Below are 25,318 nucleotides of genomic sequence, written 5' to 3' on the forward strand. Positions count from 1 at the left end.
CGACGCCACTGGGCTTGCGAAAGCTCGTACCGCTTGGTCATCAACCAGACCCCAGATCGAAGAATCTGGCGTCTCATGAATCACATATTCAGCCATCCGTGAATCCTGAATGTCGATTGATCCTAGTCCTCGCGCGCGTCGAACGCGGCGCGCGCTGCCACGATGGCCGGGCGGTTCTCCATCGCCCATTCGCCCAAGCCCTGCAGATGGACGAGCAGCGTGCGGCCGAGTTCGGTCAGCGCATAGTCGACACGCGGCGGCACGGTCGGGAAGACGGTGCGCGTGACGAGCCCGTCGCGTTCCAGGCCGCGGAGTGTCAGGGTCAGCATCCGCTGCGAGATGCCGTCGGCGCCGCGCCGGAGCTCGTTGAAGCGCATCGGACCGTCCGCCAGCAGGCGCACGATGAACACGGTCCATTTGTCGCCGGCGCGCGCCAGCACGTCGCCGACCAGCCGACAGGTTCCGATCTCGTGAGGCGGCTCCTTCGCCTGTTTCAGATCCTGCTGGGGCGCGCGGATCGGCCGGAGGTCGGGCTCATATTTGTTCCCTAGGCTCAAGAATGTGCCTCCTTGCGTGAGATCGTCTCGGTATTCAATTTAGCCTCAGTTACAAAATGTGACTATCCACCACCCCTGTCAATGAGGCCAAACGCATGAGCCAGATTCTTGTCGTCACCGCGAGCCCGCGCGGCTCGGCTTCCTATTCGAACCAAGTCGCAGACGCGCTGGTCGCCAAGCTCAAGGCCGAGCGGCCGGGGGCGACGGTCGTCGTGCGCAACCTGGCGGACACGCCGCTCGACCATGTCGGCGAGGCGTTCGTCACCGGCCGTGTCCTGCCGCCGGCCGACCGCAGCGCCGCCCAGGCGGCGGCCATGGTCCCGTCCGATGCGGCGATTGCCGAGGTCAACGCCTCGGACGTCATCGTCATCGCCTCGCCCATGTATAATTTCGGCGTGCCCTCCACGCTCAAGGCCTGGATCGACCATCTGGCCCGGCCCGGCGTCACCTTCAGCTACAGCGCGAACGGCCCCGAAGGCCTGATCAAGGGCAAGAAAGTCTATCTGGTCGAGGCGCGCGGCGGCGTCTATTCCGAAGGCCCGTACCAAGTCCTGAATTTCCAGGAGCCTTATTTGAAGGCCGTCCTGGGCTTCCTCGGCATCAAGGACCTCGAGACGATCACGGTCGAAGGCATCGGCTACGGCCCCGAAGCCGCGGAGAAGGCGCTCAACGGCGCGCTCGGCAAGGTGGCCGCACTCGCAGCCTGATAAAAAAACGGGCCCGGGGATCGCCCGGGCCCGCTCGCTTGCGTTAGTGCGTCTTACTTGGCGACGACCCGCTCGGTCCAGCCGTGGGCGTCGTTGGTCAGGCCGTACTGAATGCCGACGATCGCGTCATAGAGCTTCTGCGTCAGCGCGCCGGTCTTGCCGCCGTTGATGAGGATCTTCTGGTCGCGATAGCCCAACTCGCCGACCGGCGAAACGACGGCGGCCGTGCCCGTGCCCCACATCTCCTTGAGCGTCCCGTCCTTGGCCGCCTCCATCACCTCGTCGATCGAGACCTGGCGCTCGGAGACGCGGAGGCCCCACTCGCGCATCAAGGTCAGGATCGAATCGCGGGTGACGCCGGCCAGGATCGAGCCGTTCAACGGCGGCGTCACGACCTCGTCGCCGATCTGCACCATGATGTTCATGGTGCCGACCTCGTCGAGATACTTGTGGTGCACGCCGTCGAGCCACAGCACCTGGGTATAGCCCGCCTTCTTCGCGACCTCGGCGCCATAGAGGCTGGCGGCGTAATTGGCCGCGGTCTTGGCCGCCCCGGTGCCGCCCGGCACGGCGCGGACATACTGGTCGGTCGCCAGGATCTTCACCGGGTTCATGCCCTCGGCATAGTAGGGCCCGACCGGCGACAGGATCAGGAAATAGATGTAGCGCTTGGACGGCCGCACGCCCAAGAACGCCTCGCTCGCGATCACGGTCGGCCGGAGATAGAGCGCCGTGCCCGGCTTGGACGGAACCCAGGCCTCGTCGACCTCGATCAGCTTGTGGAAGGATTGCAGGATCATCTCGGGGTCGAGCTGCGGGATGCACAGGCGCTCGCACGAGATATTGAGCCGCTCGGCATGCTTCTTCGGACGGAACAGGCGCACCGTGCCGTCCTTGCCGCGGAATGCCTTCAGCCCATCGAACACCGCCTGGGCGTAATGCAGCACGGACGCCGCCGGATCGAGCGTGAACGGCTGGTAGGGCTCGATCCGCGCATCATGCCAGCCCTTGCCCTCGACATAGTCCATCACGAACATATGGTCGGTGAATACCGTGCCGAAGGCGAGGCTGTCGTCCGAGGGGCGGGTGGCGGGCTTGGTCGTGCGGGTGATCGTGATATTGGTCATCGGCTTACGGTCTCCTGGTCCCCGACTCTTGAACGCCGCCTTTTCAGAGACGGCCGTTATTCCCATCATGGCACCGCCGGCGCGAATTGGGGGTTGATCTTCGCTCAATCCGGAATCGACTTCTTGGATTGGGTTGCGCCTGCGATAAGGCGCCCGCGCCCGATGGCTACGGTATCAAAAGGCCGCTAGTCCGTTATGCCCGACGATCGCCAGACCTAACCCGCGGTTCGGAGGCCTGACGGTGTGTTCATTGTATCGGCTTTCCACTACAGACTAAGACCGATGCGGTCCTAGGGCATCTTGAAGTCGATGTGAAATTTGTGATGCGTTTGCTCAACCGGGACGCCGTTGCGGCTTGCCGGCTTGTATCGAGCGCCGGAGACGTATTCTAGCGCCGCCTTCGCGAATGACTCATTGGTGCTGCTGACGACAACGCAATCCTTTGTCATGCCTTCTACGGTGACGGTGCAATCGACGTCGGCACTGCCGTTCAAACCTTGCGCAAACATATCTGCGGGATAGCGCAAGCTATATTGAGGCGGTTGAAATCTTTGGTCAGGAACCTTTGCTGGAGGGCTGGAACAGCCGCTGGCACCCGCCACAAAGAACGCTGCAGACCAGAACATTTTTCTATTGAACATGCGAAAACACCCCGGCCCCAACCGCAGTTCATCCTATGCGAGTGGTCAGTCGACTCGCAACACTACCAGCAAAGCCCGAAGGGCGTAGAAGGACCTACGGCGGCGTGACGACAAAACGCGTCGCGAAGCCACCACCGCGCCTATCGAGTTCACGGCAATGCACCACGACCAACGGTCGTTTCCCTGAAACCCAGCCCCTGGTCCCAATAGGGTTCCTTGCCGATACGCTCGGCCAGGAACTCGGTGAACAGCCGCACACGCGCCGCCAGATGCCGGGTCGGCGGATAGACCGCGTGGATCGCCTCCTCGCGCGTCGGCCAGTCGGCCAAGACCCGCACCAGCCGGCCCTGGGCGATCAGGCAGCCGACCAGGAAGCTCGGCAGGATCGTGATGCCGTGGCCGGCCAGCACGGCGCCCAGGATCAGATCGCCGTTGTTGGTGAGTAGCCGGCCGCGGACATTGACCGGCACCCACTCGCCGTCGATCAGGAACGACCAGGAATCCGCCCGATGGCTGCCGGAATAGAGCACGCAGTCGTGGTGCTCGAGCTCCTCCGGCCGCGCGGGCGCGCCGTGGCGGTCGAGATAGTCCTGCGTGGCACAGCAGACGACATGGCACGGTGCGAGGCGCCGGGCGATGAGCGAGGAATCCGGCAGCCGACCGATGCGGAGCGCCATGTCCCAGCCGCCGCCGATCAGGTCGAGATGGCGGTCGTCGAGATCGATATGGACCTCGAGCGACGGATGCGCCGCCATGAACTCGAAGATCGCCGGCTGCAGATGCAGGAGCGCGAAGCTCAAGGGGGCCGCAATGCGCAGCATGCCGCGCAGCTCCGTGCCGTGGCGCGTCGCCCGCTCCTCCGCCTCCGCCGCTTCGACCAGCGCGCGCTCGGCGCCTTCGAGAAAACCGATGCCGGCCTCGGTCAGCGACAGGCGCCGCGTGGTACGATTGATCAGCCGCACGCCGAGCCGCGCCTCCAGGTCGGCGACGCGCTGGCTGACGATCGACTTGGAGAGGCCCAGGCGCTGGGCCGCCGCGGTGAAGCTCTGCGCCTCCGCGGTCCGCACGAACGCCTGCATTTCTTCGAAGCGTCCCATGGATTGACCTGACAAGCAGAACAGTGTGTTCCGGAACAAGCGGATTATCCGGAAATTGCCGACAGCCTACCTTGAGACCGACGGATTTCCTATCGCCGTTTGAGGAGCGATCCCATGAGCAAAGTCCTGGTTCTCTACTACAGCAGCTATGGCCATATCGAGACCATGGCCGAGGCGGTCGCCGACGGCGCCCGTTCCGTCGCCGGCACGACAGTCGACGTGAAGCGCGTGCCGGAGCTGGTCCCCGCGGAGATTGCCGAGAAGTCGCATTTCAAGCTCGACCAGAAGGCGCCGATCGCCACGGTCGACGAGCTGCCGAGCTACGACGCGATCATCTTCGGCACGCCGACCCGCTTCGGCAACATGGCGGCCCAGATGCGCAACTTTCTCGACCAGACCGGCGGCCTCTGGATGAAGGGCGCGCTCATCGGCAAGGTCGGCAGCGTGTTCGCCTCGACCGCGAGCCAGCACGGCGGCCAGGAGACGACCATCACGTCGTTCCACACCACGCTCTTGCACCAGGGCATGGTCATCGTCGGCGTGCCCTATTCCGAGCCGCGTCTCCTCGACAACAGCCAGGTGAGCGGCGGCACGCCCTATGGCGCCACCACGATCGCCGGCGGCGACGGCTCGCGCCAGCCGACCGAGAACGAGCTGGCGATCGCCCGCTTCCAGGGCGCCCATGTGGCGAAGATCGCGGCCAGGCTCGCGGTCTAACCAGGCGCGCGTTCTAACGAGAGCGGGCCGGGATCAGCGGATCCCGGCCCGCTTTGCTTTGCCCAAGAGCGCGCTGAGATCGATCATGCGCGCCATCGCCTCGTAGCCGGCACGGTTCGGGTGCAGCTTCTCGCCCGGCCCGCCGGTCGTGCTCTCCGGCACGAATTCCGCCTTCATCTGGCCGGTCGCCGGATCGAGCGTCGCCCGGTCGAAATCGGCAACGGCGTCGAACAGGCCGCCGCCGCGGATGAAGTCGTTGAGCTGCTTGCGCTTCGCGTCCTGCGCGGCATCGCCGTGCCCGGCGCCGGTGCTGCCGAGGGCCGTGGTGACGGTGGCCCCCATGACTGCGACGCCCGGGAACTTGGCGCGGATGCGGGCGACACCCTGCTTCATGCCGTCGATCACCGCCTCGGCCGACGCGTTGCCGTTCCGGCTCAAGTCATTGATGCCCTCGAGCCAGATGACGGCCGTGACGCCGGACAAGCCGAGCACGTCGCGATCGAGCCGGGCGAGCGCCGACGGGCCGCCGGCAGAAGGCTTCTGCGGCGAATAGTCGGCGGGCCCCAGCACTTGGTTGCCGCCGATGCCGGTATTGGCAACGGCGACATTGTCGAAGCCCTCGGCCTGCAGCCGCTGCAAGAGCACGTCCGGCCAGCGGTCGTCGCCGTTGAGCGTCGAGGCAGTGCCGTCGGTGATCGAATCGCCGAACGCCACGACCAGATGCGCATCGCGCGGCGCCGTCATGTCGACGGCATTGAGGAAATACCAGGACGCCGTACTGAACGGGAAGTCGAGCACGCCGTCCGCATCGCCTTTCGCGCCGGCCCCGGGAGCAGTCACATACGAGGTCGTGAGCCCCTTGGCATGCCAGGTCATCGGCCCGCTCACGCCCACGACATGCAGGCTGACCGCCAGCCGGCGGCCAATCAAGCCCGTATCTGGCTCGCCATGAACGAACGGCAGGGCGACCGGGTCGCTCCAGACCTCCTCGCCCGGCAGCACGGTGACCGACGGCCGGCCCGCGAAGGTGACCGGCCGGTTGCTGCCCGGCACCAGGACCGAGCCGGAGCGCTGCAGGCCGACATGGACGCCGTCGAACGTCACCGGCCGCGTGCCGTAGGCATTGGACAGGCGAAACCGGGCCTCGCGGCCCCACAGGCTCGGCCGCACCATCAGGCGGAAGGTCTGGTCGTGCGCACCCTCGTCCGCGACCGGAAAGGCGAAGCGCAGATCGGGCTGGGCCGAGGCATTGCCGGTCGGGTACGGGCCCTGGACGGACCCGGTCCAGCCGGTGATCCAATGCGGCATGGTAGCTGCTCCGGCTGAAGCGATGCCAGAACAGGCAAACGCGAGGGCGATGAGGAAACGCGGCAGGCGCATCAGGCACTCCTCCCCAATATGGACCTGACGGCGCTTCCGCGCTTCGTTCGGCGATGCTTAGATATCACAGCATCGGTGATGGCGCAAAATTACACACTTACGTTGTTCATTTCCCTCTTGACGCGCCCTCAACCACGAATTAAATTCGTCTCATAGCGCCGATTTGAGCAACAGCTTGCGGGCGCTTTACAAATGCAGCTAAAGCGAGGCGACACCGCCCCGGCAACAGCTGCGGCGGTTTTTTTGTCGCCGCGGATCCCCGCCCCGACCAAGAGACCGTCCGTCCTTTGAACCAGGGGCGCCGGCTTGCCATCGCCGCGCCCCGTCGAGAGGGTGCGCGCGTCATGTCTGGGTTTGCCTCGTTCCTTCGCCGATCCCTCGCCGCCGCGGCCGTGCTCGCGGCCTCAGCGCACAGCCCGGCCAAGGCCGAACCGCTCGAGGTCCGGCTCGACTATGCCTATTACAATCCGGTCAGCCTCGTGCTGAAGGACAAGCACTGGGTCGAGGAGGCGCTCGGTCCCGACGTGCATGTCACCTGGGTCCTGAGCGCCGGCAGCAACAAGGCGCTCGAGTTCTTGAATGCCCAGAGCCTCGATTTCGGCTCGACCGCCGGCGCCGCGGCATTGCTCGGCCGGGCGAACGGCAACCCGATCAAGGCGGTCTACGTCTATTCCAAGCCGGAATGGACGGCGCTCGTCACCCGGTCCGACTCGCCGATCAAGACGGTCGCCGACCTCAAGGGCAAGCGCGTCGCGGTCACGCGCGGCACCGACCCGCACATCTTCCTGTTGCGGGCGCTCGCTGGCGCGGGCCTGACGGAGCACGACATCAAGATCGTGCCGCTGCAGCATGCCGACGGGCGCCTGGCGCTCGACCGCGGCGACGTCGACGCCTGGTCGGGCCTGGACCCGTTCATGGCGCAGGCCGAGCTCGAGAACCACGACCGGCTGTTCTTCCGCAATGCCGACCTCAACACCTACGGCGTCCTGAACGTGCGCGAGGCATTCCTCGCGGCCCATGCGGACGTGGTCGAGAAGGTGATCGCCGCCTACGAGCGCGGCCGGCATTTCGCGCTCGATCACAAGGCGGAACTGGCCCAGGTGCTGGCGACGGCGGCCAAGCTCTCGCCCGAAGTCGCGGCACGTCAGCTGGAGCGCACCGACCTCTCCTCCCCCGTCCTGGGTGACGGGCCGCGCCAGTCGATCAAGGCCGCCGCCGCAGTGCTGAAGTCGAGCGGCGTGGTCGATGCCTCGGTCGACCTTGACCAGGTGCTGGCCCAGCTGCTGGAACCGCGCTTCAGCCAGAAATACGCGAGCGCCCAATGACCGATCTCGCTTATCTGCCGATCGCGACACCGACAGCCCGCCCCGCGCGCCGCCTGCCGCGGAGCCTCATCGGCTGGATCCTGCCGGCTGCCCTGGTCGGCGTGTGGGAGGCGGCCGCCCGCGCCGGCCTCGTCGCACCCAACCATCTGCCAGCGCCCAGCACGATCGCCGCCACCCTGGCCCAGCTGGCGCGAAGCGGCGACCTCGTCGCCCATGTGGCGGCGACGCTCGGCCGGGTCGGCCTGGGCTTCCTGCTGGGTGCAGCAGCCGGCACGCTCGCGGGAGCCGCAACCGGCGCCTCGCCCACGCTGCGCCGGCTCGTCGACCCGCTGGTCCAGGGCCTGCGCAGCGTGCCGTCGATCGCGTGGGTGCCGCTGTTCATCCTGTGGCTCGGCATCTTCGAGGCGTCCAAGGTGGCGCTGATCGCGGTCGGCGTGTTCTTCCCGATCTATCTCAATCTGATGGGCGCCGTGGCCGGCGTCGACCGCAAGCTGATCGAGGTCGGCCGGGCGCATCGCCTGTCGCGGGCGAGCCTGGTTTTGCGCGTGCTGCTGCCGGCGAGCCTGCCGGCCTATATCCTGGGCCTGCGCGGCGGGCTCGGCCTCGGCTGGATGTTCGTCGCTGCGGCCGAGCTGATGGGGGCCAGCGAAGGACTGGGCTTCCTGCTGGTCGACGGCCAGCAGACCGGCCGCCCGGCCGTCGTCATCGCCGCGATCCTGCTGTTCGCGCTGCTCGGCAAGGCGAGCGACGTGGCACTCGCGGCACTCGGCCAACGGCTCACCCGCTGGCAGGACACGGAGGTGGTGCGATGACCGAGCTTCTGGAAATCCGCGGCCTCGCCAAGCGCTTCGACGATCGGCTGGTGCTGGGCCCGCTGCATTTCGCGTTCGAGACCGGCGAGACGGTCGCGGTCATCGGCCGCAGCGGTTGCGGCAAGAGCACGCTCCTACGGCTCATCGCCGGGCTTGATGAGCCCAGCGCCGGCACCGCGACGCTCGGCGGACGACCGATTCGGCCGGAGGATGTTGCGGTCGTGTTCCAGGAGCCGCGGCTCATGCCCTGGCTCTCGGTCGCCGACAATGTCGGCTTCGGCCTCAGCCATCTCGCGAAGGCCAAGCGGGCCGAGGCGATTGCCGAGGCGCTCGCCGTCGTGGGGCTCGCCGATGCTGCGGCGAAATTACCCAAGCAACTCTCGGGCGGCATGGCGCAGCGCGTGGCGCTTGCCCGCGCGCTCGTCGTCCGGCCACGCCTGCTGCTGCTCGACGAGCCATTCAGTGCACTCGACCCCTTGACCCGCACGGGGCTGCAGAACCATCTGGGCGAGGTGCGCGACCATTACGGACCGACAATCCTGCTGATCACCCACGACATGGATGAGGCACTGGCGCTCGCCGACCGGATCATCGTGCTCGATGGTCCGCCCGGCCGGATTGTCGCCGAGTTCGCCCCGCGCCTGGCCCCCGGCATCAAGCGCACCGCCCCTCAGTTCCAGCGCTGGAAGGACCGGCTGACCGACGTGCTCGGCCTCGACACGCTCGGCCCGGTGGACGCTCCGGCGCACAATAAGATCACCAAGCTGGAGGAACACCGCCATGCAGTCTGACGATCTCCGCGCACTCCAGGCCCCCTTGAAGGCGCGATACCGCGAGGATCCGACGGCGGCGCTCATCACCTTGAAGGCGTCCGGCGACCTCGACGGCCCGGGCCTCACCTGCAAGGTCGACACCGGCAGGGCGCTGGTCGAGGCCGGCCTGCATCCGGCGACCGGCGGCGACGGACTTGCCGCCTGCTCCGGCGACATGCTGCTGGAAGCGCTCGTCGCCTGTGCCGGCGTCACGGTGCGCGCCGTTGCGACCGCGCTCGGCATCACGCTCAGGGGCGGCACGGTCAAGGCCGAGGGCGATCTCGACTTCCGCGGCACGCTCGGCGTCGACAAGCAGGCGCCCGTAGGCTTCAGGGCGATCCGCCTCGCATTCGAGCTCGAAACGGACGCCTCGGCCGAGGATCTGAAGACGCTGCTGAAACTCACCGAGCGCTATTGCGTTATCTACCAAACGCTGACCGCACCGCCCCAGATCGCGGTGTCGCTTGACGCGGCCATTTCCGAAACCGAAGGGGAACCAGCCTATGCGTCCTTATGAACGCGCCGGCATCGAGCCCGATTTGCAGGAAATCCTGACCGATCCGGTGCTGCACGCCGTCATGAAACGGGACGGGGTCACGACCGAGGCGCTGCGCGCCGCGGTCCGCACGGCCCAGATCCGCCTGGGCTTGGTCGCACCCGTCGAGCTGGTATCCTCGGAGGAGCCTCAAGAACGGCGTGGCCGAATGCCGGCGATCTTCGGCGGACGGGACGGCGCGGGCCCTTGGGCAGGAGCCGGCCGATGTCGGGCGAGCGGTCCCCTCCAGCTGAAATGCGCATGAGGAGCGACTGAAGCCCCAAAAAAAACCGGCGCCTGGGATTGCCTCCCAGGCGCCGGTTTCGTTTGTGCCGTCCGCTCAGCCGCGCAGCATGGCGACCAGGACCTGGTCGCGCCGCACGAAGTGATGGTAGAGCGCCGCCACCGCGTGCAGGCCGATCACGATAAGCAGCAGGTTACCGATCAGGCCGTGCAGATGGCCGAGTTGCCGGGACAGGTCCTTGTCCGGACCGATGAGCCAGGGCAGTTGCACAAGGAAGTAGAAGTTGATGGCCCGCGTGCCGGCGCTCGACCAGAGCCAGCCGACGAGCGGCTGGGCGAACAGCAGGACATAAAGCGCATATTGCGTGGCGCGCGCCGCAGCCTTCTGCCAGGACGGCAGCTCGCTCGGTATCGCCGGCACGCCTGCCGCGAAGCGCCAAACCACCCGAACCACCGTCAACGCCAGCACCGTGATGCCGAACGACTTGTGCAGCTGCACCGCCGGCAGGCGCAGTTCCTGCGGCAGATCGTCCACCGTCCACGCGATCAGGAACAGTCCGACGAACAAGGCCAAGGTCAGCCAGTGCGCCCATCGGCTGAAGGCGCTATAGGAAGCGTTCAGTTCGTCCGGCATGGTCATCGTCGCTAATTCCCTATCCTTTGGCGTTCGTTCTGCTATCTACGGCAAAAATCCGGTCGGTTTGATGAGATTCTCCAGCGTGCAATCTTTCGATACAATTTTCCTTGGCCCCGGCTGCGCCCCATGATCGCAACGTTGATCGGGGCGGCCAGCGTCGGTGCCTGGCTCTATCTCTTGCTGGGCCGCGGCTTTTTCTGGCGCGTCGAGGAGGCGCCCGAGGCGGCCGGCCCGATGGTGAACGCCCGGGTGACCGTCGTGATCCCGGCCCGCAACGAGGCCGACGGCATCGCCCGGACGGTGCGATCGCTCCTGACCCAGAACCACCCAGGCCCGCTCACGATCGTGCTGGTGGACGATCATTCGACCGACGGCACCGCGGACCTGGCACGCGCTGCAGCCCGCGCCGTCAATGCGGCGGACCGGCTCATCGTCCTTCCGGCCCGCGACCTGCCATCCGGCTGGACCGGCAAGCTGTGGGCGGTGAGCGAAGGGCTCGACCGGACGCGCGAGACGGCGCCCGACTTCATCCTCTTGACCGACGCCGACATCACGCACGCCCCCGACAATGTTTCGACGCTGGTGCGCCGGGCGCTCGCCGACGACCTCGACCTCACCTCGCTCATGGTGCGGCTGTCGACCGAGACTCTACCGGAGCGGGCGCTTATTCCCGCCTTCGTGTTTTTCTTCTTCATGCTCTATCCGCCGCGCTGGGCGGCCAATCCGGCGTCGAAGCTGGCCGCCGCCGCCGGCGGCTGCATGCTCGTCCGCCCGGCGGCGCTCGAGAAGATCGGCGGCATCGCGGCGATCCGCGGCGCGCTCATCGACGATTGCTCGCTTGCGGCCGCGATCAAGCGCGCCGGCGGCCGCATCCGGCTCGATCCCTCGACCCGGACGCGCTCGAGCCGCGTCTACGGCTCCGCCCGCGAAATCTGGTCGATGATCGCGCGCACCGCCTTCACTCAGCTGCATTACTCAACGCCGCTGCTGGTGGGCACGCTCCTGGGCTTGGGTGTGACTTATTTGGCGCCGCCACTGCTCACGATCTTCGGCCAGGACAAGGCGCGCTGGCTCGGCATCGTGGCCTGGCTCGCCATGGCCGCCTGCTTCTATCCGACCGTCCGGCTCTACGACCGATCGGCCGCCTGGGCCTTCGCCCTGCCCGCCATCGCTCTCTTCTATTCGGCCGCGACCTTCGGCAGCGCCGTCAATTACTGGCGCGGCAAGGGTGGGCAGTGGAAGGGACGCGCCCAGGCAATCCGCTAAAGTCCCCGAAGCATCAGGTCGGCGCCGAGCGCCAGCAGGCCCGCGAAGAAGCAGGTGCGGAACAGGGTCGGCCGCACGCGCCGGCGCACCCATTGGCCGATGCCCATGCCGGCGAGCGCCGGCAGGACCGCCAAGGCCGACCGGACGATCGTCGCCGCGTCGAACGCGCCGTCATGGCCCAGGCCTGCGGCAAGCGCCAGGGTCGAGACGGTGAAGGACAGGCCCAGCGCCTGGATCAAACCGTCCTTGTCGAAGCCCAGCGCCTGGACATAAGGCACGGCCGGCAGCACGAACACGCCCGTCGCTGCCGTGACGAGCCCGGTCGCCGCCCCGATCAGCGGCGACAGCGGCCGCTCCCACTGGGCCGAAACACGCAGCTGCAGCCGGGTGAGGCCCAGCAGGGCGTAGAGCGCGAGCGCCAGGCCCAGCGCCGCCGTGGCACGCCCGGCCGGCCCGTGGGTCAGGAGGCCCGACCCGGCCCAGGTGCCGAGGCAGATCGCGAGCAGCATGGGCCAGAGCCGGCGGGCGAGACCGCCGAACCGCGGTCCGGCGAGGAGCTGCCACAGGTTGGTGACGAGCGACGGCACGACGAGCAACGTCGCCGCCTCGCCCGGCGTCATGACGAGGCCGAGGAGCCCGACCGCGACCGTCGGCAAGCCCAGCCCGATGACGCCCTTGACGAAGCCCGCGACCAGGAAGGTGGTGGTGACGAGGATCAGGAAAAACCAGAGATCGGACATGATCCAGAGATTGTGCGGTAAGCTTCATCGGCACAATGTGGAATTTCCCGATCCAGCCTTCGGAATAACCGAAGCCAAGCGAGCGTCACTATGCCGTTCGACCTGACCGACCTGCGCCTGTTCCTCCATGTCGTCGAGGCGGCGAGCATCACGCGCGGCGCCGCGGCCGCGAACATGGCACTGGCTTCCGCGAGCGAGCGCATCCGCCATCTTGAGGATCGCCTCGCCGTCCGCCTGTTCGACCGCGGCCGCCGCGGGGTCGAGCCGACACCGGCCGGCCGGGCGTTCGCCCATCATGCGCGCCTGATGCTGCAGCAGATGGAGCGGATGCGCGGCGAAATGGCGGACTATGCCCGGGGCCTCAAGGGCCACGTCCGGCTGCTCGCCAACACGGCAGCCGCGATCGAATTCCTGCCCGAGGCGCTCGCCGGATTCCTGGCGCAGCATCCCCATATCGATATCGATCTCGAGGAACGGCCGAGCCACCAGATCGTCGACGACGTCGCCGAGGGCCTGGCCGATGCCGGCGTCCTCGCCGACATCGTCGATCCGGGCGAGCTCGAGACCCATCCGCTCGCGATCGACCGGCAGGTCCTGGTCGTGCCGCCCGACCATCCGCTGGCGGGCGAAACGGGCATCGCGTTCCGCGATGCGCTGGCACTCGAATTCGTCGGGCTGGGCGCGGGCAGCGCGCTGCAGCAGCACCTGATGCAGCAGGCGGCCCGCCTGGGCCGGCCGCTCGCATTCCGCGTCCGGGTCGGCAGCTTCGAGGCGATCTGCCGCCTGGTCGAAGCCGGCGTCGGCTGCGGCATCCTGTCGGAGAGTGCGGCCAGGCGTTATCGCCGCTCCATGGCGATCCGGATCGTACCGCTCACCGACGACTGGGCAACCCGGACGCTGAAACTATGCCTGCGGCGCGACGCGGCACTGCCCGCTCATGCCCGGCAGTTGATCCAGCATCTGCGAGCCTCCAGCCTATAGGTTCGCCCCGAAGAAGCGCAGCAGCTGCGCCTCGACCTGGGCCTGGACCGCAGCCCGATCGACGCCGGGCGGATCGAGGCAGCGCGGCTCGCCGGATCGCGCCGTCGACGGGCAACTGTCGGTGAAAACGAAATGGCCGCCCGGCACCGTCTCTAGATCCGGCGCCCGCGGCAGCGCCGCCGCAAGTCCGAGCGCATTGGCGTCGCCGGGCAACTCGCTCGCCGCCGGCCGGACGAGCAGCACGGGCAGCGTCACGCCCGTGAGCCCGTCGCGTTGGAACAGCGCCGCGAACGGATCGAGCAGCGCGATCGCCCTCAATGCCAGCCTCGGCGGCGGCGGCGGTTGCCCATCGCTCCCCACCCCGCCGCCGGCCGGCGCATGGTTGCAGGACATGACGTCCGCGGGATGGGCCTCGCAATAGGCATGGAAATGGCGCCCATCCGGTGTGGCGCCGGCAAGTTCGAGCGTCACGGCGCCGCCGAGCGAGAATCCCAGCATGCCGAGCCGAGCCGCATCCATGTGCGGGGCAAAACGCGGGTCGGCCAGCGCGGCTTCAAGCGCCTGGGCGACCTGGGCTGCCCGCCGGGGCAACCGGGCGGTCCCATGGAACGGCGCCACCACGACGAACCCGTGCTGGGCGAGCGCCGCCGACAGGCCGGCCAGGATCACCGGGCTACCGCCGGTCGGACCGCCGCCGTGCGACAGCAGCACGATCGGAAACCGGCCGTCGGCGACCGGTGGCGACAGGTTCGATGAGACCGCATCGGCAGCGCCGGCGGCGAAGGTCGGATAGCGGACGATCGCGCCGTCCGGCATATCGACCGAGCCGGGGATTACGCCGGCCCCGGCGTGAAATGGCGGAGCCTCGGCCAGCGCCGCCCGCGCCGATACGATCGACAGCAAGATGGCGCCGACGATCAAGGAGCGCACGGCCGGACCGCCCGATCGGTCAGAACTGCGCGGCACCCGACGGGCCGGGCTGATGCATCTCATGGGTTGCGACCGGTACGGCCGGAATCGGCGCGGACACGGCCGGTGCCGCGGCTTCCGCGGTCGGCGAGCGCCAGCAGGTCAGCGTCCAGGTATCGGTCGCCTCGCCGTCCTGCACGACGCGGCCGCCGAACTCGAATGTCGTCCGGACACAGCCGGGAGCAGACGCCGGATCGGCGCCGGCCGTGGCGGTTGCTGTCGTGGGTTCGGGTTCGGGCTCCGCCGCCAGCACCGCGACGCCGGCCAGCACGAGCCCGAGCAGGGCGACGATCTTGAACAGCGTCGCAGGCGTACTGCGTTTTTCGAGAGCTTCAGCCATATCGGAACTCCCATCAGTCCCCGGGCGGGCTTGAGGCAAGGCTCGGCCGTTGCCGGCCACGGCCTCGGGCCGCGCGGGGAGAATGCAGTCGGAATGTCTTTGTCTTGCTGAGACCGGGGCCCGCTGGTCAGGTAGGGGCCTCGTCGGGCTTCCGGTCGTGGCCCTAGGCGTTCAGGTCGCGGAACTTGCGGCGCAGGTCGAACTCATCCGAGGTCACCCGGCTCTCGATGTCGGACAGCCGACGCTCGAGGCCGCGAAAGCGCTTGCGCAATTCGCTGACGGTCAGGTTCGGCGAAACGCTGACCGTGCGCCAGAAGTGCTCCTCCCGCTCAGAGGCGAAGAGCTGCGCCGGCATCGGCTTCAAGAGCAGGGCCAAGAGGACGTAGGTGACCACGATCGGCACGAAGAAGCCGAACACCATGCCGAGGATGACCGCCAGCCGGACGAACTTGACCCGGATGTCGAAATAGTTGGCGAGGCCCGCGCAGACGCCGGCGATCTTGCCGCGCTCCGTATCGCGGTAGAGCCGGATCGGATTGCGCGACCAGTGGAACTGACCGGCACTCATGGCTTCTTCCTCCATTCGGGCGCGGTCGCATCGAGCAGCCGCTCCAAATTCTCGATGCGCGACTGCATCTTGTCGGCGATGTCCGCCATCTCGGCCAGGGTCTTCTCGCTCTCGGTCGTCAGCAGCTTCGCCTGGCGCCAGCGCGATCCGTAGTGCAGGAACAGCCAGATCGGCGCCACGACCACGGCGAACAGGATGCCGATCACCCCAATAGCTTCAGAAAACGGCACGGCACGAGGTCCTTTTCTTGAGATTGGCCGATCTGATCATGCGAGGATCAGTTCGAGCCCTCGGCCTTCTTGGCCAGTTTTTCCTTGAGCGCGTTCAACTCGTTCTCGACCTGGGTCGTGGCTTCGAGCTCGGCCAGTTCCTCAGCGACGGTCTTCTTGACGCCGATGTCGTAGACGTCGACCTTGCCTTCGAGCTCGTCCAGCGCCCGCTCGACCTGTTCGAAGCGCGAGAAGGCGTCGGTCACGCGCTCGTCGTAGAGCGTCGAGCGGATCTTGAGGCGGGCGGACGCCGTGGTGTGGCGCATCGCCATGCTCGCCTCGCGCGCCTTGGCGTCGGCCAGCTTCTGCTGCAGCTTGACCACGTCGTCGCTCTGCTTGGCGAGGCCTTCCTCGATCTGAACCAGCTGCTTTTCGAGAAGCGCCAGATCCGCCTTGAGCCGCGCCTTGATCTGCAGCGCACCCTTGGCGAGATCCTCGCGATCCTTGGAGAGCGCCAGCTCGGCCTTGCCCTGCCATTCGTCGATCTCGCCCGCGAGGCCGGCGATCCGGCGCTCGAGCTCACGCTTCTCGGCGATGGTCTTGACGGTCGACGACCGGACCTCGACGAGCGTGTCCTCCATCTCCTGGATGATCAGGCGGATGATCTTCTCGGGGTCCTGCGCGCGGTCCAGGATCGCATTGATGTTCGAATTGACGATGTCGCTGATGCGCGAGAACACACCCATCTTGCCACTCCTTTGAAACGCCGGTGGCAAAACTGCAAGCGCCACCCTCGCCAGCCTCAGTTCACATCCCGTGCCAACCGCTGCCGAGCCTACAACACCCTGGAATCATTGTATTTCGCATTCGTCTTGCAGCGATCATCTCGGCGCGATAGCGTGTTTCACCATTTATTGGCGATTCTCGCCACCGCCGGAGTCCTCCCCCCGTGTCGATGTCGATGGACCTGCCCGAGCTGCCGACCCCGCTCGGTCGAAGCCCGAGTTTCCTCAAGACCATGGCGACGATCTCGCTGCTGGCGCCGCTCAGCAAACCGGTGCTGGTGATCGGCGAGCGCGGCACCGGCAAGGAGCTGGTCGCCGCCCGCCTGCACTATCTGTCGTCGCGCTGGAACCAGCCTTTCGTCAAGCTCAACTGCGCAGCACTCTCGGAAAGCCTGCTCGAGGCTGAGCTGTTCGGCCATGAGGCGGGCTCCTTCACCGGCGCCCAGAAGCGCCGGCTCGGCCGGTTCGAGTTGGCGCACCGCGGCACGCTGTTCCTGGATGAAATCGCGAATGCGCCCATGAACGTGCAGGAGACCATCCTGCGCGTGGTCGAGTACGGCACGTTCGAGCGTGTCGGCGGCAGCGACACCATCCGGGTCGACGTGCGCCTGGTGGCCGCGACCAACGTCGACCTGCCGGCGCTCGCCGCAGCCGGCAAGTTCCGCGCGGACCTGCTGGACCGCCTGGCGTTCGACGTCGTGACCCTGCCGCCGCTCCGCCACCGGCCGGAGGATATCGAGCTGCTGGCCGAGTACATGGCGCTCGAGATGACCAAGGAATTGAAACGCGACGTGTTCCCGGGTTTCACGCAGCAGGCGATCGACCAGCTCATGGACTATGACTGGCCGGGCAACGTGCGCGAGCTCAAGAACGTTATCGAGCGCGCCGTCTATCGCGCGACCGATCTCGACGAGCCGATCGACGAGATCGTGTTCGATCCGTTCGCTTCGCCCTGGCGGCCGTTCGACGAGGCCTTGCCAGGGTCCCCGTCACCGGCGGCGCCCCAGGCCGTAGCGTCCGCCGCCCTTCCCCTCGCCGCTCCGGCGACACCACCGGCGCCGGTCGGACCCTATGACTTCTGCGAGCATGTGAGGCTTTACGAGCGCGATCTCTTGAAGCGCGCACTCGAGGCCAATGCGCATCACCAGAAGAACACGGCGCAATATCTGGCGATGACCTACCACCAGCTGCGCGCCAACCTGCGCAAGCACGGCCTGATCGGCGGCTAGCGCGCCCCAGCGCCTATCCGAGCAGGAGCTGCGCGACGCCGACCGCCTCGGCCAGGACCGCGAGCGCCATGAGCGCCAGGAACAGGATGCCTGACAGCAAGCCATCGGCACGCTCGGCCAGCGAAGGCGTGTACCCCCGCATCTTCTTCGCGGATCGGGCAGGCGAGACCCGGCGGCGGCGCGTCCGGACGGGCGACCGGGAAATCGAGCGGCTCGATGGGCCGGCATCGAAATCGAGAGCGGCATATTTCATCGCTCAGGCCCCCTGGTCCGTCGCGGAGGCATGCGCTTCGTTCAGCGCCTTCGCGCATTCCTCGCAGCAGACCTCCACGATCTTGCCGGCGATCGTCACGCGGATAACGTCGGCGTCCAGCGGGCAATCGCAGGCGGCGCAAGTCTTCTCGGTCATGCTCAGGTCCTCCCCTTCTGCCCGACCACCGGGCGAAGGAGAGCAAACCATTCCGGCCGCCGCCGGCGCTGTCAGATTCTTTAGCGATCTGCCGAGGGTTGGAGCCGGGCCATACCGGTGTCAGCGAAGTGCCGCCGAGCGCTGGAATTCGGCCGGGGTGCGGCCATAGGCCTGGCGGAAGGCGGCGCTGAAATGGCTGTGGCTCGAAAAGCCCAAGTCCATGCCGAGCGTGGTGAGATCGTCGTATTCACCCAGGAGATCGAGCGCCCGCGCGAGCCTCAGCCGCAGCTGATAGCGATAGAGCGGCACTGCCTCGACCTGCTGGAACACCTGCGTCAGATAGACGGGCGAGACACCGACTTCTGCGGCGATCTCGGCCAAGGTCCAGCGCCGTGCCAGGTCGGACGCCAGGACCAGCTTCGCGCGGTCGACGAGCTTCTGGTGGCCGACGCTCGCCCCGGCCGTATGGGACGTCCGCTCGCCGAGCGCCCGCCGCACCAGGGTCAGCGTGAGCGTTTCCGCTTCGAGCGGCTCGATCGCTTTCCGCCGCAGGCTATGCCGGAGCAGTGCCACCAGCACCTGGGCACGCGGGTCGATGCGGCGCCGCTGCCGGCGGAATGCTACGGCATCGCCAGCCACCGCGCCGCCCGGGCGCAGATGCTCCGTCGGCGTCAATTCCGCGAGCAGCGCCTCGTCGATCGTGAGCGACAGGCTGGCGTCGCCGCCCTCGACCGGATGGCTGATGCAATAGGCTTCGGCCTGGTTGAAGAACAGCACCTGGTTGGCTTCGGCCACCGCATCGTTGCGGCCCAGATGCCGCACGAACAGGCCGCGATAGGGAAACACCAGGGAGGTCGCTCCGGCGCACTCCTCAGCACTCTTGTGCCGGCAGTCGCCGGCACAGACGAAATCCCTGACCGCCACGGTGGCGGTATCGAGAAGGGGCTCGACCGAGAGTGCCGACATCGCGCGTTCCCAGGCGGCGGAGATCCGAGCGTCGAGCCGCCACCCTACCAGATGTCGCCGGTCGAGAGGATTGAACTCTTGTCCTCGCTTCTTGAACCGCGCCCGAGGCTGTGGCGCCGTCTCGTCGCCATCTTGTCGCTTGTCATCGCGTCCTCTCAGGTCTTACCTAGGCGCGATCACCCGTCGGGACGCAACCGAATCGGAAACGGTATCAAAGAACGCACAAGCATCTGACGGGCGGCGCGTCGGCGAACCTCGGATGATGCGCGCGCCACGACGAATTCCGGACCGACGGACGCTGCAACAAGAGGATTCGATTCCGTAAGAAAGCTGGCGATAACGCCCACTGCGAAAGAGAGGACGAACGATGGAGCGCTTCTCGGAGGCCTATAGGAAGTGCCGAAAAATATGCACTGACGGCAAGTTCTCGGACGAGTGGGAGAAGTTTCTCGAGAAGAGCGTCGCGGTTGGCAGCCTGCTCGGCAGCCACGGGCCGAACCCCAAGCGCGCTGGCGGCCTCGATAAGCTCCGCGAGAAGATCCTCTCGACCCCCGAGGGCAAACGGGGCGAATTGCTGATCAAAGCCGCGACCAACGGCAAGGCATCCGGCTCGATCCCGGAGCGTGCCGCGACGCTCAAGATGCTCTGGCATCTCTATCTGACGTCGGAGCGCGGCGGGCAAAACCTGTGGGTCTATTCGCCGCCGGTCGCCTACAAACAATGGGTCTATGACGAGATCGCGGGCGAACGCAGCACCTACGAGCCCAAGCTCGAGAAGACGTCCGAGGTCTACACGGAGCACGAGCGGCGGATCATGAGCACGGCGCTCGCCCAAGCGCTGCGGAGTGCCAACAATGCCGTGAGCAAGCTCGGGTCCGCCAACACCGCGACGCTCGACATCGTGCGGCGTTGGTTCGCCGACGAAAACACGACGGACGCGCAGGTGAAGACCGCCGTCCGCAAGCTGCTTTCGGGCTTCAAGAAGATCGCCGCGGTGTGCAATTCGAACCACCTGGTCTTCTCCGACGAGCCCATCGACCGGTCCGGCGGCGGCTGGAAGGATTATGCGTTCGTCGATCCGACCGAGACGCTCAACGTGGTCTACCCGCAAGGCGCGTTTCTGAAAGCCGCCGGCTCGACCGGCCGGGTCTGGATCTGCGTCGAGACGATCGTGCACGAGCTGTCGCACCGGGTCGTCCATACCGACGACTTCGCCTACGACAATTCGGGCCTCGGTCCGTCCAAGGATGCGGTGACGTTCAGCCACGCGATCCGCAACGCCGACTCGTGGGGCTATTTCTGCGTCGACCTGGCCGGCATGCTTGCCAAGACGGACCGCAATCGCGTGCTGACCAGGGGGCAGTTGCTCAAGGCGGCTTGACCGGCCCGGTTCAGCGCCACAAGGAGATGCCATGCCTTCGAAGAAAAAGATCGCCGGCCCCGAGGACGTAGAGCCCGTCACGGTCGGCACCGTCCGCTACGAAGCGCCGCACTGGGGCAAGGCCATGGGCCTCGGCCAGAACGGCGGGCACGTGACGGCCGTCGACATCGCGACGGGTAAGCCGCTCTGGACTGTCGAACTCTACAAGATCGAGTACCGGCCCAACATGGAGGCGGACAAGCAGGACACGTTCATCACGTCGCTGACGTTCGACGCCGACCATTCGCGCCTTGTGGCCCAGAACGATCGGGGTCTCCGCTTCGCGCTCGACCTGTTCTCGCGAAAGGTCACGCCGTTGTGAACAACCGGATGTCGATCGTGGCCGGCCTGGCACTGCTGGCCGGCGCGAGCGCGACCCTGGCGCCGGACACACTGCACGCCGCCGGCGACAAGGCATCGGCCGTCGGCGCATCGGGCCCCGCAGGCACGGCGCCGCGCCCGATGAAAAAGCGCGCCGGTCCGCCCGAGGTCGCACCGGTGGTCATCGGTTCGGTCCGTTATGAGCCGTTGCTAGGCGGCAAGGCGCGCGGGCTTGGGCAGAACGGCGGCGATATCGTCGCCCGCGATGCGAAGACCGGGGCCGAACTCTGGACGCTGCGCGTCTACAAGATCGACTATGCGGCCAATATGGAGCCCGACAAGCAGGACATTTACATCACGAGCCTGGACGTCGCGCCGGACGGGCGCAGCTTGCTTGTCACGGACGAGCGCGGGCGCCGCTGGCGGGTCGACACCGAAGCCCGGACAGCGACGCCCGAATGAACGGCAGCGGCGCGTCCCCCAAGGGAGCGCCCCGCTATCAACCTAGATCTCGATGTGATGGCACGCCGCGACATGGCCTGAGCCATAGTCGCGCAGCGCCGGCATCTCCTTGGCGCAGATCTCCGTCGCGCGCGGGCAGCGGGTGCGGAACGGGCAGCCCGACGGCGGGTTGAGCGGCGACGGCAGGTCGCCCTGCAGCCGCATGCGCGGTTTCACTTTCTCGAGCTTCGGATCGGGCAGCGGCACGGCCGAGATCAGCGCCTGGCTGTAGGGATGCAGCGGCCGGCGATAGAAATCGTCGCGCTCGGCGATCTCCATGACCTTGCCCAGGTAGAGCACCATGACTCGGTGGCTGATGTGCCGGACGACCGAGAGATTGTGCGAGATGAAGAGGTAGCTGAGGCCCAGCTGCTTCTGCAGCTTCATCAAAAGGTTGATGATCTGCGCCTGGACCGAGACGTCGAGGGCCGAGACCGGCTCGTCGCACACGAGCAGCTTCGGCTTCAGGATGAGCGCACGGGCGATACCGATACGCTGGCACTGGCCGCCCGAGAATTCGTGCGGATAACGGTCCATCCAGGCCTTGTTCAAGCCCACCAGCTCCATGAGCTCGCCAACCTGGCGTCGGCGCTCCTCGGCGCTGTCCTTGCCCGGGAAGTTCAGGAGGGGGCGCTCGATGATCTGGCGCACGGTCATGCGCGGGTCGAGAGAGGCAAGCGGGTCCTGGAAGATGATCTGCATGTTGCGGCGCTCGAGCCGCAGATCCTCGCCGCCCAGCTCGGAGAAATCCTTGCCCATCCAGACGGTGCGCCCGCCGGTCGGCTCGACCAGGCGCAGCACCGCCCGGCAGAGCGTGGACTTGCCGCAGCCGCTCTCGCCCACGATGCCGAGCGTCTCACCCGGCATCAGTTCGAAGCTGACGCCGTCCAAGGCCTTGACCCAGCGCCGTTCGCCGCCGAACAGGCTGCGGCGCTTCATCGGGAAATGGACCTTGAGGTCCTCGATCTTGAGCAGCGGTTCGCTCATAGGGACACCAGTCATAGGCTCACGACATGGCAGGCGACGCTGCGCGTGCCGTTGTCTTGAAGGATCGGGCGCACGGTCTTGCAGCGCGGTTCGCGGAACGCGCAGCGCGGCTCGAACGGACAGCCGGCCGCTTCCTTGGCGACCGCCGGCGGCTGGCCCGGGATCGTGTGCAGCTCGCCATGGGTCTGCTCGTCGAGCCGCGGCGTCGAATTCAGCAGGCCGCGCGTATAGGGGTGCTTCGGGTCGGCGAAGAGCTCCTCCGCCGGCCCGCTTTCCATGATCCGCCCGCCATAGAGCACGATCACCCGGTCGCAGAGCGAGGCCACCACGCCCAGGTCGTGCGTCACCAGCACGACCGTCGTGCCGAGGTCAGCCGACAGATCCTTCATGAGGTCGAGGATCTGCGCCTGGACCGTAACATCGAGTGCCGTCGTCGGCTCATCGGCGAACAGGATCGCGGGCTGGCACAAGAGCGCCATGGAGATCATCACGCGCTGGCGCATGCCGCCCGAGAACTCGTGCGGATAGAGCCGGATGCGCCGGGCGGCGTCAGGGATCGAGACGGCGTCGAGCATCTCGATCGCCCGCTTCATCGCCTCGTCCTTGCCCATGCCGCGGTGCTTCACCAGCACCTCGGTCAGCTGCGTCGAGATGCGCAGGAACGGGTTGAGCGAGGTCATCGGATCCTGGAAGATCATCGACATGGACGCGCCGCGGAGCTTGTCCAGCTCCTCGTCCCTCATGCCGAGGATTTCCTGGCCGCGGAGCTTGACGCTGCCGGAGGCCTGGCCGTTCTTGGCGAGCAGGCCCATGAGCGACATCAGGATCTGGCTCTTGCCAGAGCCGCTCTCGCCGACGATGCCGACGATCTCGCCGGCGTTGAGGCTGAAGCTGACACCGTTGACCGCGGCGACCTTGCCGCTGTCGGTGCGGAATTCGACCCTGAGGTCGTCGACGGCGAGAATGGGCTCACCCTTGCGGACGGCGGTCGCGGGCCGCTCGGCGATCTTGGTTGCGGCCATCTTAGCGGTCCTTCGGATCGAATGCGTCGCGCAGCCCGTCGGCGATGAAATTGAGGCTGAACAGCGTCGCCGCCAGGAACAGGCCGGGGACGACCAATTGCCACCAGGCCGTGTCCATCGCCTGGGCGCCGCCGTCGATGAGCGTGCCCCAGCTCGATTGCGGCTCCTGCACGCCGAGCCCCAGGTACGACAGGAAGCTCTCGCCGAGGATCACTTCCGGCACCAGCAGGCTCGCATAGACGATGACGGGGCCGATCGTGTTCGGGATGATGTGCTGGCGCACGATCGAGAACGGCTTCATGCCGCCGGCGCGCGCCGCCTCGATGAATTCCTTGTGCTTCAAGCTCAAGGTCTGGCCGCGCACGATGACGGCGATGGTGAGCCACAGGAGCGCCCCGATCGCGATCAGGATCGATTCCATGCCGCGGCCCAGCACCATGGTCAACATGATGACGAAGAACAGGAACGGCAGGCTGTAGAGCACGTCGACGATGCGCATCATGACCGTGTCGACGGCGCCGCCGAAGAAGCCGGCGACGGCGCCGTAGCTGATGCCGATGACGATCGCAACGATGGTCGCGAGCACGCCGATCAGGAGCGAGGTGCGGCCGCCTTCGAGCACGCGGGCGAGCAAGTCGCGGCCGAGGTCGTCAGTGCCGAAGACATGGCCGGTCGTGAGCGACGGCGGGATCGAGATGCTGTCGAAGTCGGACGCGTTCGGGTCGAACGGCAGCACGAACGGCCCGAACGCGCAGGCGAGCACGATGAGCGAGAGCACGACCAGGCCGACCATGGCCATGCGGTTGCGCCGCATGCGCGCGAAGCCGTCCTTGAGCTTGGACCGGCCGCCGACGCCGGCGCCGTGCTCGGACTCATGGATGAGCTCAAACGCGGCGTCACTCATAGCGCACCTTCGGATCGACCAGCGAATACATGAGATCGACGACCAGATTGGCAATGATGATGAGCACGCCGTAGAAAATGACCGTGCCCATCACCAGCGTGTAGTCGCGGTTGGACGCCGCCTCGACGAAATAGCGGCCGATGCCGGGGATGGCGAAGGCACGCTCGATCACGACCGAGCCGGTGACGATGCCGGCGGTGGCAGGCCCGAGATAGGCCAAGGTCGGCAACAGGCCGCCCAGGAGCGCGTGGCGAGTGACGGTGAGCCGGATGCCGAGGCCCTTGGCGCGCGCCGTGCGCACATGGTTCGAACGTAGCGATTCGATCATGCTGCCGCGGGTCAGCCGCGAGATCGCGGCGATATTCGGGATCGAGAGCGCCAGCACCGGCAGGATCTTGTGCTGCCAATGACCGTCCCAGCCCGCGACCGGCAGCCAGCCCAAGGCCAAGCCGAAGATCAACTGGTAAATGGGCGCCATGACGAAGGTCGGGATGGCAATGCCGGTCATGCCGACGGTCATGACCGAGTAGTCCCAGGCGCTGTTCTGTTTCAGGGCCGCGAGCGTGCCCAAGAAGATGCCGATGCTCGCCGAGATCAACATGGCCCAAAGCCCGATCTCAAGCGAGATCGGGAAGCCCCGGAAGATCAGCTCGGACACGGTGTAGTCGCGGTACTTGAACGAGGGGCCGAAATCCAGGTGCAGCACGCCCCAGAGATAGCGGCCGAACTGCACAGGCAAGGGCTCGTCCAGGTGATAGGCCTTATTCAGGTTCGCCATCACCTCGGGCGTGGCCTTGCGGTTGGCGTCGAACGGCCCGCCCGGCGCCACGCGGATCATGAAAAAGGAAATGGCGATGATCGCGAACAGAGTCGGGATCGACACCAAAAGCCGCCGCAACAAATATCTCAGCATGAGGTCGCTCGACCCTCTCCAGCGGTCCCGTGCGTCCCGAGCGTCACCATGAGGGCCGGCATCGCGCGACGCGCAGCCGCACCTGACTGAAACCTCACCGGATCTCTAGGAAACGCGCACGCCGTCCGGCCTGGCAGCATCGGACTTGGGTTCTTGTTCTAGCTACCGTCCGACGCCGACCGGCCCGCGACGATTCAT

The 25,318-nt window shown here is 66.9% G+C and carries 32 protein-coding genes; 13 read left to right on the forward strand and 19 right to left on the reverse strand.

From position 1 onward, the window contains the following. Nucleotides 1-122: 122 nt before the first annotated feature. On the reverse strand, nucleotides 123-557 hold the full coding sequence (locus IEY58_RS32815) for a winged helix-turn-helix transcriptional regulator (protein ID WP_456057539.1): 435 nt from the start codon (nucleotides 555-557) through the stop codon (nucleotides 123-125). A 95-nt stretch (nucleotides 558-652) separates the two neighbouring features. Here IEY58_RS32815 and IEY58_RS32820 point away from each other — a divergent pair, with 95 nt between their 5' ends. Then, entirely contained in the window at nucleotides 653-1,264 is a 612-nt protein-coding gene (locus IEY58_RS32820) for an FMN-dependent NADH-azoreductase (protein ID WP_189052409.1), read from the forward strand. Nucleotides 1,265-1,317: 53 nt separating this feature from the next. Here IEY58_RS32820 and IEY58_RS32825 read toward each other — a convergent pair whose 3' ends face one another. From IEY58_RS32825 to IEY58_RS32835, 3 genes are all read right to left on the reverse strand, one after another. Continuing rightward, a complete protein-coding gene (locus IEY58_RS32825) occupies nucleotides 1,318-2,391 on the reverse strand; it encodes a branched-chain amino acid aminotransferase (protein WP_189052410.1) in 1,074 nt (357 codons plus the stop codon). A gap of 290 nt (nucleotides 2,392-2,681) precedes the next feature. Next, nucleotides 2,682-3,032, reverse strand: a complete 351-nt coding sequence (locus tag IEY58_RS32830; RefSeq protein WP_189052411.1) for an energy transducer TonB — start codon at nucleotides 3,030-3,032, stop codon at nucleotides 2,682-2,684. A 149-nt stretch (nucleotides 3,033-3,181) separates the two neighbouring features. Then, nucleotides 3,182-4,129, reverse strand: coding sequence for a LysR family transcriptional regulator (locus IEY58_RS32835; protein ID WP_189052412.1), 948 nt, complete (start codon nucleotides 4,127-4,129; stop codon nucleotides 3,182-3,184). Nucleotides 4,130-4,243: 114 nt separating this feature from the next. Between IEY58_RS32835 and wrbA the strand changes: the two genes are divergently transcribed. Then, on the forward strand, nucleotides 4,244-4,846 hold the full coding sequence (gene wrbA / locus IEY58_RS32840) for an NAD(P)H:quinone oxidoreductase (protein ID WP_189052413.1): 603 nt from the start codon (nucleotides 4,244-4,246) through the stop codon (nucleotides 4,844-4,846). Between the two features lie 33 nt (nucleotides 4,847-4,879). Here the strand turns inward: wrbA and IEY58_RS32845 are convergent, their stop codons facing one another. After that, nucleotides 4,880-6,154 carry a GDSL-type esterase/lipase family protein gene (locus IEY58_RS32845; RefSeq protein WP_229744138.1) on the reverse strand — a complete coding sequence of 425 codons (1,275 nt, stop codon included), beginning with the start codon at nucleotides 6,152-6,154 and terminating at the stop codon, nucleotides 4,880-4,882. Between the two features lie 416 nt (nucleotides 6,155-6,570). Here IEY58_RS32845 and IEY58_RS32850 point away from each other — a divergent pair, with 416 nt between their 5' ends. Genes IEY58_RS32850 through IEY58_RS32870 form a run of 5 tightly spaced genes read left to right on the forward strand, consistent with a single transcriptional unit; the run spans nucleotide 6,571 to nucleotide 9,975 of the window. Then, a complete protein-coding gene (locus IEY58_RS32850) occupies nucleotides 6,571-7,551 on the forward strand; it encodes an aliphatic sulfonate ABC transporter substrate-binding protein (protein WP_189052415.1) in 981 nt (326 codons plus the stop codon). Further along, nucleotides 7,548-8,363 (forward strand): ABC transporter permease, encoded by an 816-nt coding sequence (locus IEY58_RS32855; RefSeq protein ID WP_189052416.1) that lies wholly within the window; start codon nucleotides 7,548-7,550, stop codon nucleotides 8,361-8,363. The genes IEY58_RS32850 and IEY58_RS32855 overlap by 4 nt, the downstream gene beginning before the upstream one ends. Continuing rightward, on the forward strand, nucleotides 8,360-9,154 hold the full coding sequence (locus IEY58_RS32860; RefSeq protein WP_189052417.1) for an ABC transporter ATP-binding protein: 795 nt from the start codon (nucleotides 8,360-8,362) through the stop codon (nucleotides 9,152-9,154). The genes IEY58_RS32855 and IEY58_RS32860 overlap by 4 nt, the downstream gene beginning before the upstream one ends. Next, on the forward strand, nucleotides 9,144-9,692 hold the full coding sequence (locus IEY58_RS32865; protein WP_189052418.1) for an OsmC family protein: 549 nt from the start codon (nucleotides 9,144-9,146) through the stop codon (nucleotides 9,690-9,692). Before IEY58_RS32860 ends, IEY58_RS32865 begins: the two co-directional genes overlap by 11 nt. Next, complete coding sequence (locus IEY58_RS32870) at nucleotides 9,679-9,975, forward strand: hypothetical protein (RefSeq protein WP_189052419.1); 297 nt, start codon at nucleotides 9,679-9,681, stop codon at nucleotides 9,973-9,975. Before IEY58_RS32865 ends, IEY58_RS32870 begins: the two co-directional genes overlap by 14 nt. A gap of 75 nt (nucleotides 9,976-10,050) precedes the next feature. Here the strand turns inward: IEY58_RS32870 and IEY58_RS32875 are convergent, their stop codons facing one another. Beyond that, nucleotides 10,051-10,593 (reverse strand): cytochrome b, encoded by a 543-nt coding sequence (locus IEY58_RS32875; RefSeq protein ID WP_189052420.1) that lies wholly within the window; start codon nucleotides 10,591-10,593, stop codon nucleotides 10,051-10,053. Between the two features lie 123 nt (nucleotides 10,594-10,716). Between IEY58_RS32875 and IEY58_RS32880 the strand changes: the two genes are divergently transcribed. Continuing rightward, the gene (locus tag IEY58_RS32880; RefSeq protein ID WP_189052421.1) at nucleotides 10,717-11,856 is read left to right on the forward strand and encodes a glycosyltransferase; all 1,140 of its coding nucleotides are present in this window, start codon (nucleotides 10,717-10,719) and stop codon (nucleotides 11,854-11,856) included. Here IEY58_RS32880 and IEY58_RS32885 read toward each other — a convergent pair. After that, entirely contained in the window at nucleotides 11,853-12,596 is a 744-nt protein-coding gene (locus IEY58_RS32885) for a sulfite exporter TauE/SafE family protein (protein ID WP_189052422.1), read from the reverse strand. The two genes, IEY58_RS32880 and IEY58_RS32885, sit on opposite strands and share 4 nt — an antisense overlap. 90 nt (nucleotides 12,597-12,686) lie before the next feature. On the opposite strand from IEY58_RS32885, the gene IEY58_RS32890 reads away from it, so the two are divergent. Beyond that, nucleotides 12,687-13,577, forward strand: a complete 891-nt coding sequence (locus IEY58_RS32890) for a LysR substrate-binding domain-containing protein (RefSeq protein ID WP_189052423.1) — start codon at nucleotides 12,687-12,689, stop codon at nucleotides 13,575-13,577. On the opposite strand, the gene IEY58_RS32895 is transcribed toward IEY58_RS32890, so the two are convergent. From IEY58_RS32895 to pspA, 5 genes are all read right to left on the reverse strand, one after another. Further along, nucleotides 13,572-14,507: an alpha/beta hydrolase family protein gene (locus IEY58_RS32895; RefSeq protein ID WP_189052424.1), complete on the reverse strand. Its 936-nt coding sequence runs from the start codon at nucleotides 14,505-14,507 to the stop codon at nucleotides 13,572-13,574. The two genes, IEY58_RS32890 and IEY58_RS32895, sit on opposite strands and share 6 nt — an antisense overlap. Nucleotides 14,508-14,526: 19 nt before the next feature. Then, complete coding sequence (locus IEY58_RS32900; RefSeq protein ID WP_189052425.1) at nucleotides 14,527-14,886, reverse strand: hypothetical protein; 360 nt, start codon at nucleotides 14,884-14,886, stop codon at nucleotides 14,527-14,529. A 163-nt stretch (nucleotides 14,887-15,049) separates the two neighbouring features. Continuing rightward, nucleotides 15,050-15,454, reverse strand: coding sequence for an envelope stress response membrane protein PspC (pspC, locus tag IEY58_RS32905; RefSeq protein ID WP_189052426.1), 405 nt, complete (start codon nucleotides 15,452-15,454; stop codon nucleotides 15,050-15,052). Then, the gene (pspB, locus tag IEY58_RS32910; RefSeq protein WP_189052427.1) at nucleotides 15,451-15,684 is read right to left on the reverse strand and encodes an envelope stress response membrane protein PspB; all 234 of its coding nucleotides are present in this window, start codon (nucleotides 15,682-15,684) and stop codon (nucleotides 15,451-15,453) included. Before pspB ends, pspC begins: the two co-directional genes overlap by 4 nt. A gap of 47 nt (nucleotides 15,685-15,731) precedes the next feature. Beyond that, complete coding sequence (gene pspA / locus IEY58_RS32915; RefSeq protein ID WP_189052428.1) at nucleotides 15,732-16,409, reverse strand: phage shock protein PspA; 678 nt, start codon at nucleotides 16,407-16,409, stop codon at nucleotides 15,732-15,734. A gap of 209 nt (nucleotides 16,410-16,618) precedes the next feature. Between pspA and pspF the strand changes: the two genes are divergently transcribed. Further along, nucleotides 16,619-17,677: a phage shock protein operon transcriptional activator gene (pspF, locus tag IEY58_RS32920; RefSeq protein WP_229744142.1), complete on the forward strand. Its 1,059-nt coding sequence runs from the start codon at nucleotides 16,619-16,621 to the stop codon at nucleotides 17,675-17,677. Between the two features lie 13 nt (nucleotides 17,678-17,690). Here the strand turns inward: pspF and IEY58_RS32925 are convergent, their stop codons facing one another. The 3 genes from IEY58_RS32925 to IEY58_RS32935 form a co-directional block, all read right to left on the reverse strand. Continuing rightward, complete coding sequence (locus IEY58_RS32925; RefSeq protein ID WP_189052429.1) at nucleotides 17,691-17,930, reverse strand: hypothetical protein; 240 nt, start codon at nucleotides 17,928-17,930, stop codon at nucleotides 17,691-17,693. A gap of 3 nt (nucleotides 17,931-17,933) precedes the next feature. Beyond that, the gene (locus IEY58_RS32930) at nucleotides 17,934-18,086 is read right to left on the reverse strand and encodes a hypothetical protein (RefSeq protein WP_189052430.1); all 153 of its coding nucleotides are present in this window, start codon (nucleotides 18,084-18,086) and stop codon (nucleotides 17,934-17,936) included. A 120-nt stretch (nucleotides 18,087-18,206) separates the two neighbouring features. Further along, nucleotides 18,207-19,052, reverse strand: a complete 846-nt coding sequence (locus IEY58_RS32935) for a helix-turn-helix transcriptional regulator (RefSeq protein ID WP_189052431.1) — start codon at nucleotides 19,050-19,052, stop codon at nucleotides 18,207-18,209. 367 nt (nucleotides 19,053-19,419) lie between these two features. Between IEY58_RS32935 and IEY58_RS32940 the strand changes: the two genes are divergently transcribed. Genes IEY58_RS32940 through IEY58_RS32950 form a run of 3 tightly spaced genes read left to right on the forward strand, consistent with a single transcriptional unit; the run spans nucleotide 19,420 to nucleotide 21,255 of the window. Further along, complete coding sequence (locus tag IEY58_RS32940; protein WP_189052432.1) at nucleotides 19,420-20,433, forward strand: M35 family metallo-endopeptidase; 1,014 nt, start codon at nucleotides 19,420-19,422, stop codon at nucleotides 20,431-20,433. A gap of 31 nt (nucleotides 20,434-20,464) precedes the next feature. Continuing rightward, a complete protein-coding gene (locus tag IEY58_RS32945; RefSeq protein WP_189052433.1) occupies nucleotides 20,465-20,794 on the forward strand; it encodes a PQQ-binding-like beta-propeller repeat protein in 330 nt (109 codons plus the stop codon). Nucleotides 20,795-20,802: 8 nt separating this feature from the next. Continuing rightward, nucleotides 20,803-21,255: a hypothetical protein gene (locus tag IEY58_RS32950; RefSeq protein WP_189052434.1), complete on the forward strand. Its 453-nt coding sequence runs from the start codon at nucleotides 20,803-20,805 to the stop codon at nucleotides 21,253-21,255. Between the two features lie 42 nt (nucleotides 21,256-21,297). On the opposite strand, the gene IEY58_RS32955 is transcribed toward IEY58_RS32950, so the two are convergent. From IEY58_RS32955 to oppB, 4 genes are read right to left on the reverse strand one after another with little or no spacing between them, the layout of a single operon-like run. Beyond that, the gene (locus IEY58_RS32955; protein ID WP_229744139.1) at nucleotides 21,298-22,281 is read right to left on the reverse strand and encodes an ABC transporter ATP-binding protein; all 984 of its coding nucleotides are present in this window, start codon (nucleotides 22,279-22,281) and stop codon (nucleotides 21,298-21,300) included. Nucleotides 22,282-22,292: 11 nt separating this feature from the next. Next, nucleotides 22,293-23,303 carry an ABC transporter ATP-binding protein gene (locus IEY58_RS32960; RefSeq protein ID WP_189052436.1) on the reverse strand — a complete coding sequence of 337 codons (1,011 nt, stop codon included), beginning with the start codon at nucleotides 23,301-23,303 and terminating at the stop codon, nucleotides 22,293-22,295. Nucleotide 23,304: 1 nt separating this feature from the next. Further along, nucleotides 23,305-24,207, reverse strand: coding sequence for an ABC transporter permease (locus tag IEY58_RS32965; RefSeq protein ID WP_189052437.1), 903 nt, complete (start codon nucleotides 24,205-24,207; stop codon nucleotides 23,305-23,307). Further along, nucleotides 24,200-25,120, reverse strand: a complete 921-nt coding sequence (oppB, locus tag IEY58_RS32970) for an oligopeptide ABC transporter permease OppB (protein WP_189052438.1) — start codon at nucleotides 25,118-25,120, stop codon at nucleotides 24,200-24,202. Before oppB ends, IEY58_RS32965 begins: the two co-directional genes overlap by 8 nt. Nucleotides 25,121-25,318 lie beyond the last annotated feature (198 nt).

Source organism: Aliidongia dinghuensis (assembly GCF_014643535.1).
Lineage (GTDB): Bacteria > Pseudomonadota > Alphaproteobacteria > ATCC43930 > CGMCC-115725 > Aliidongia > Aliidongia dinghuensis.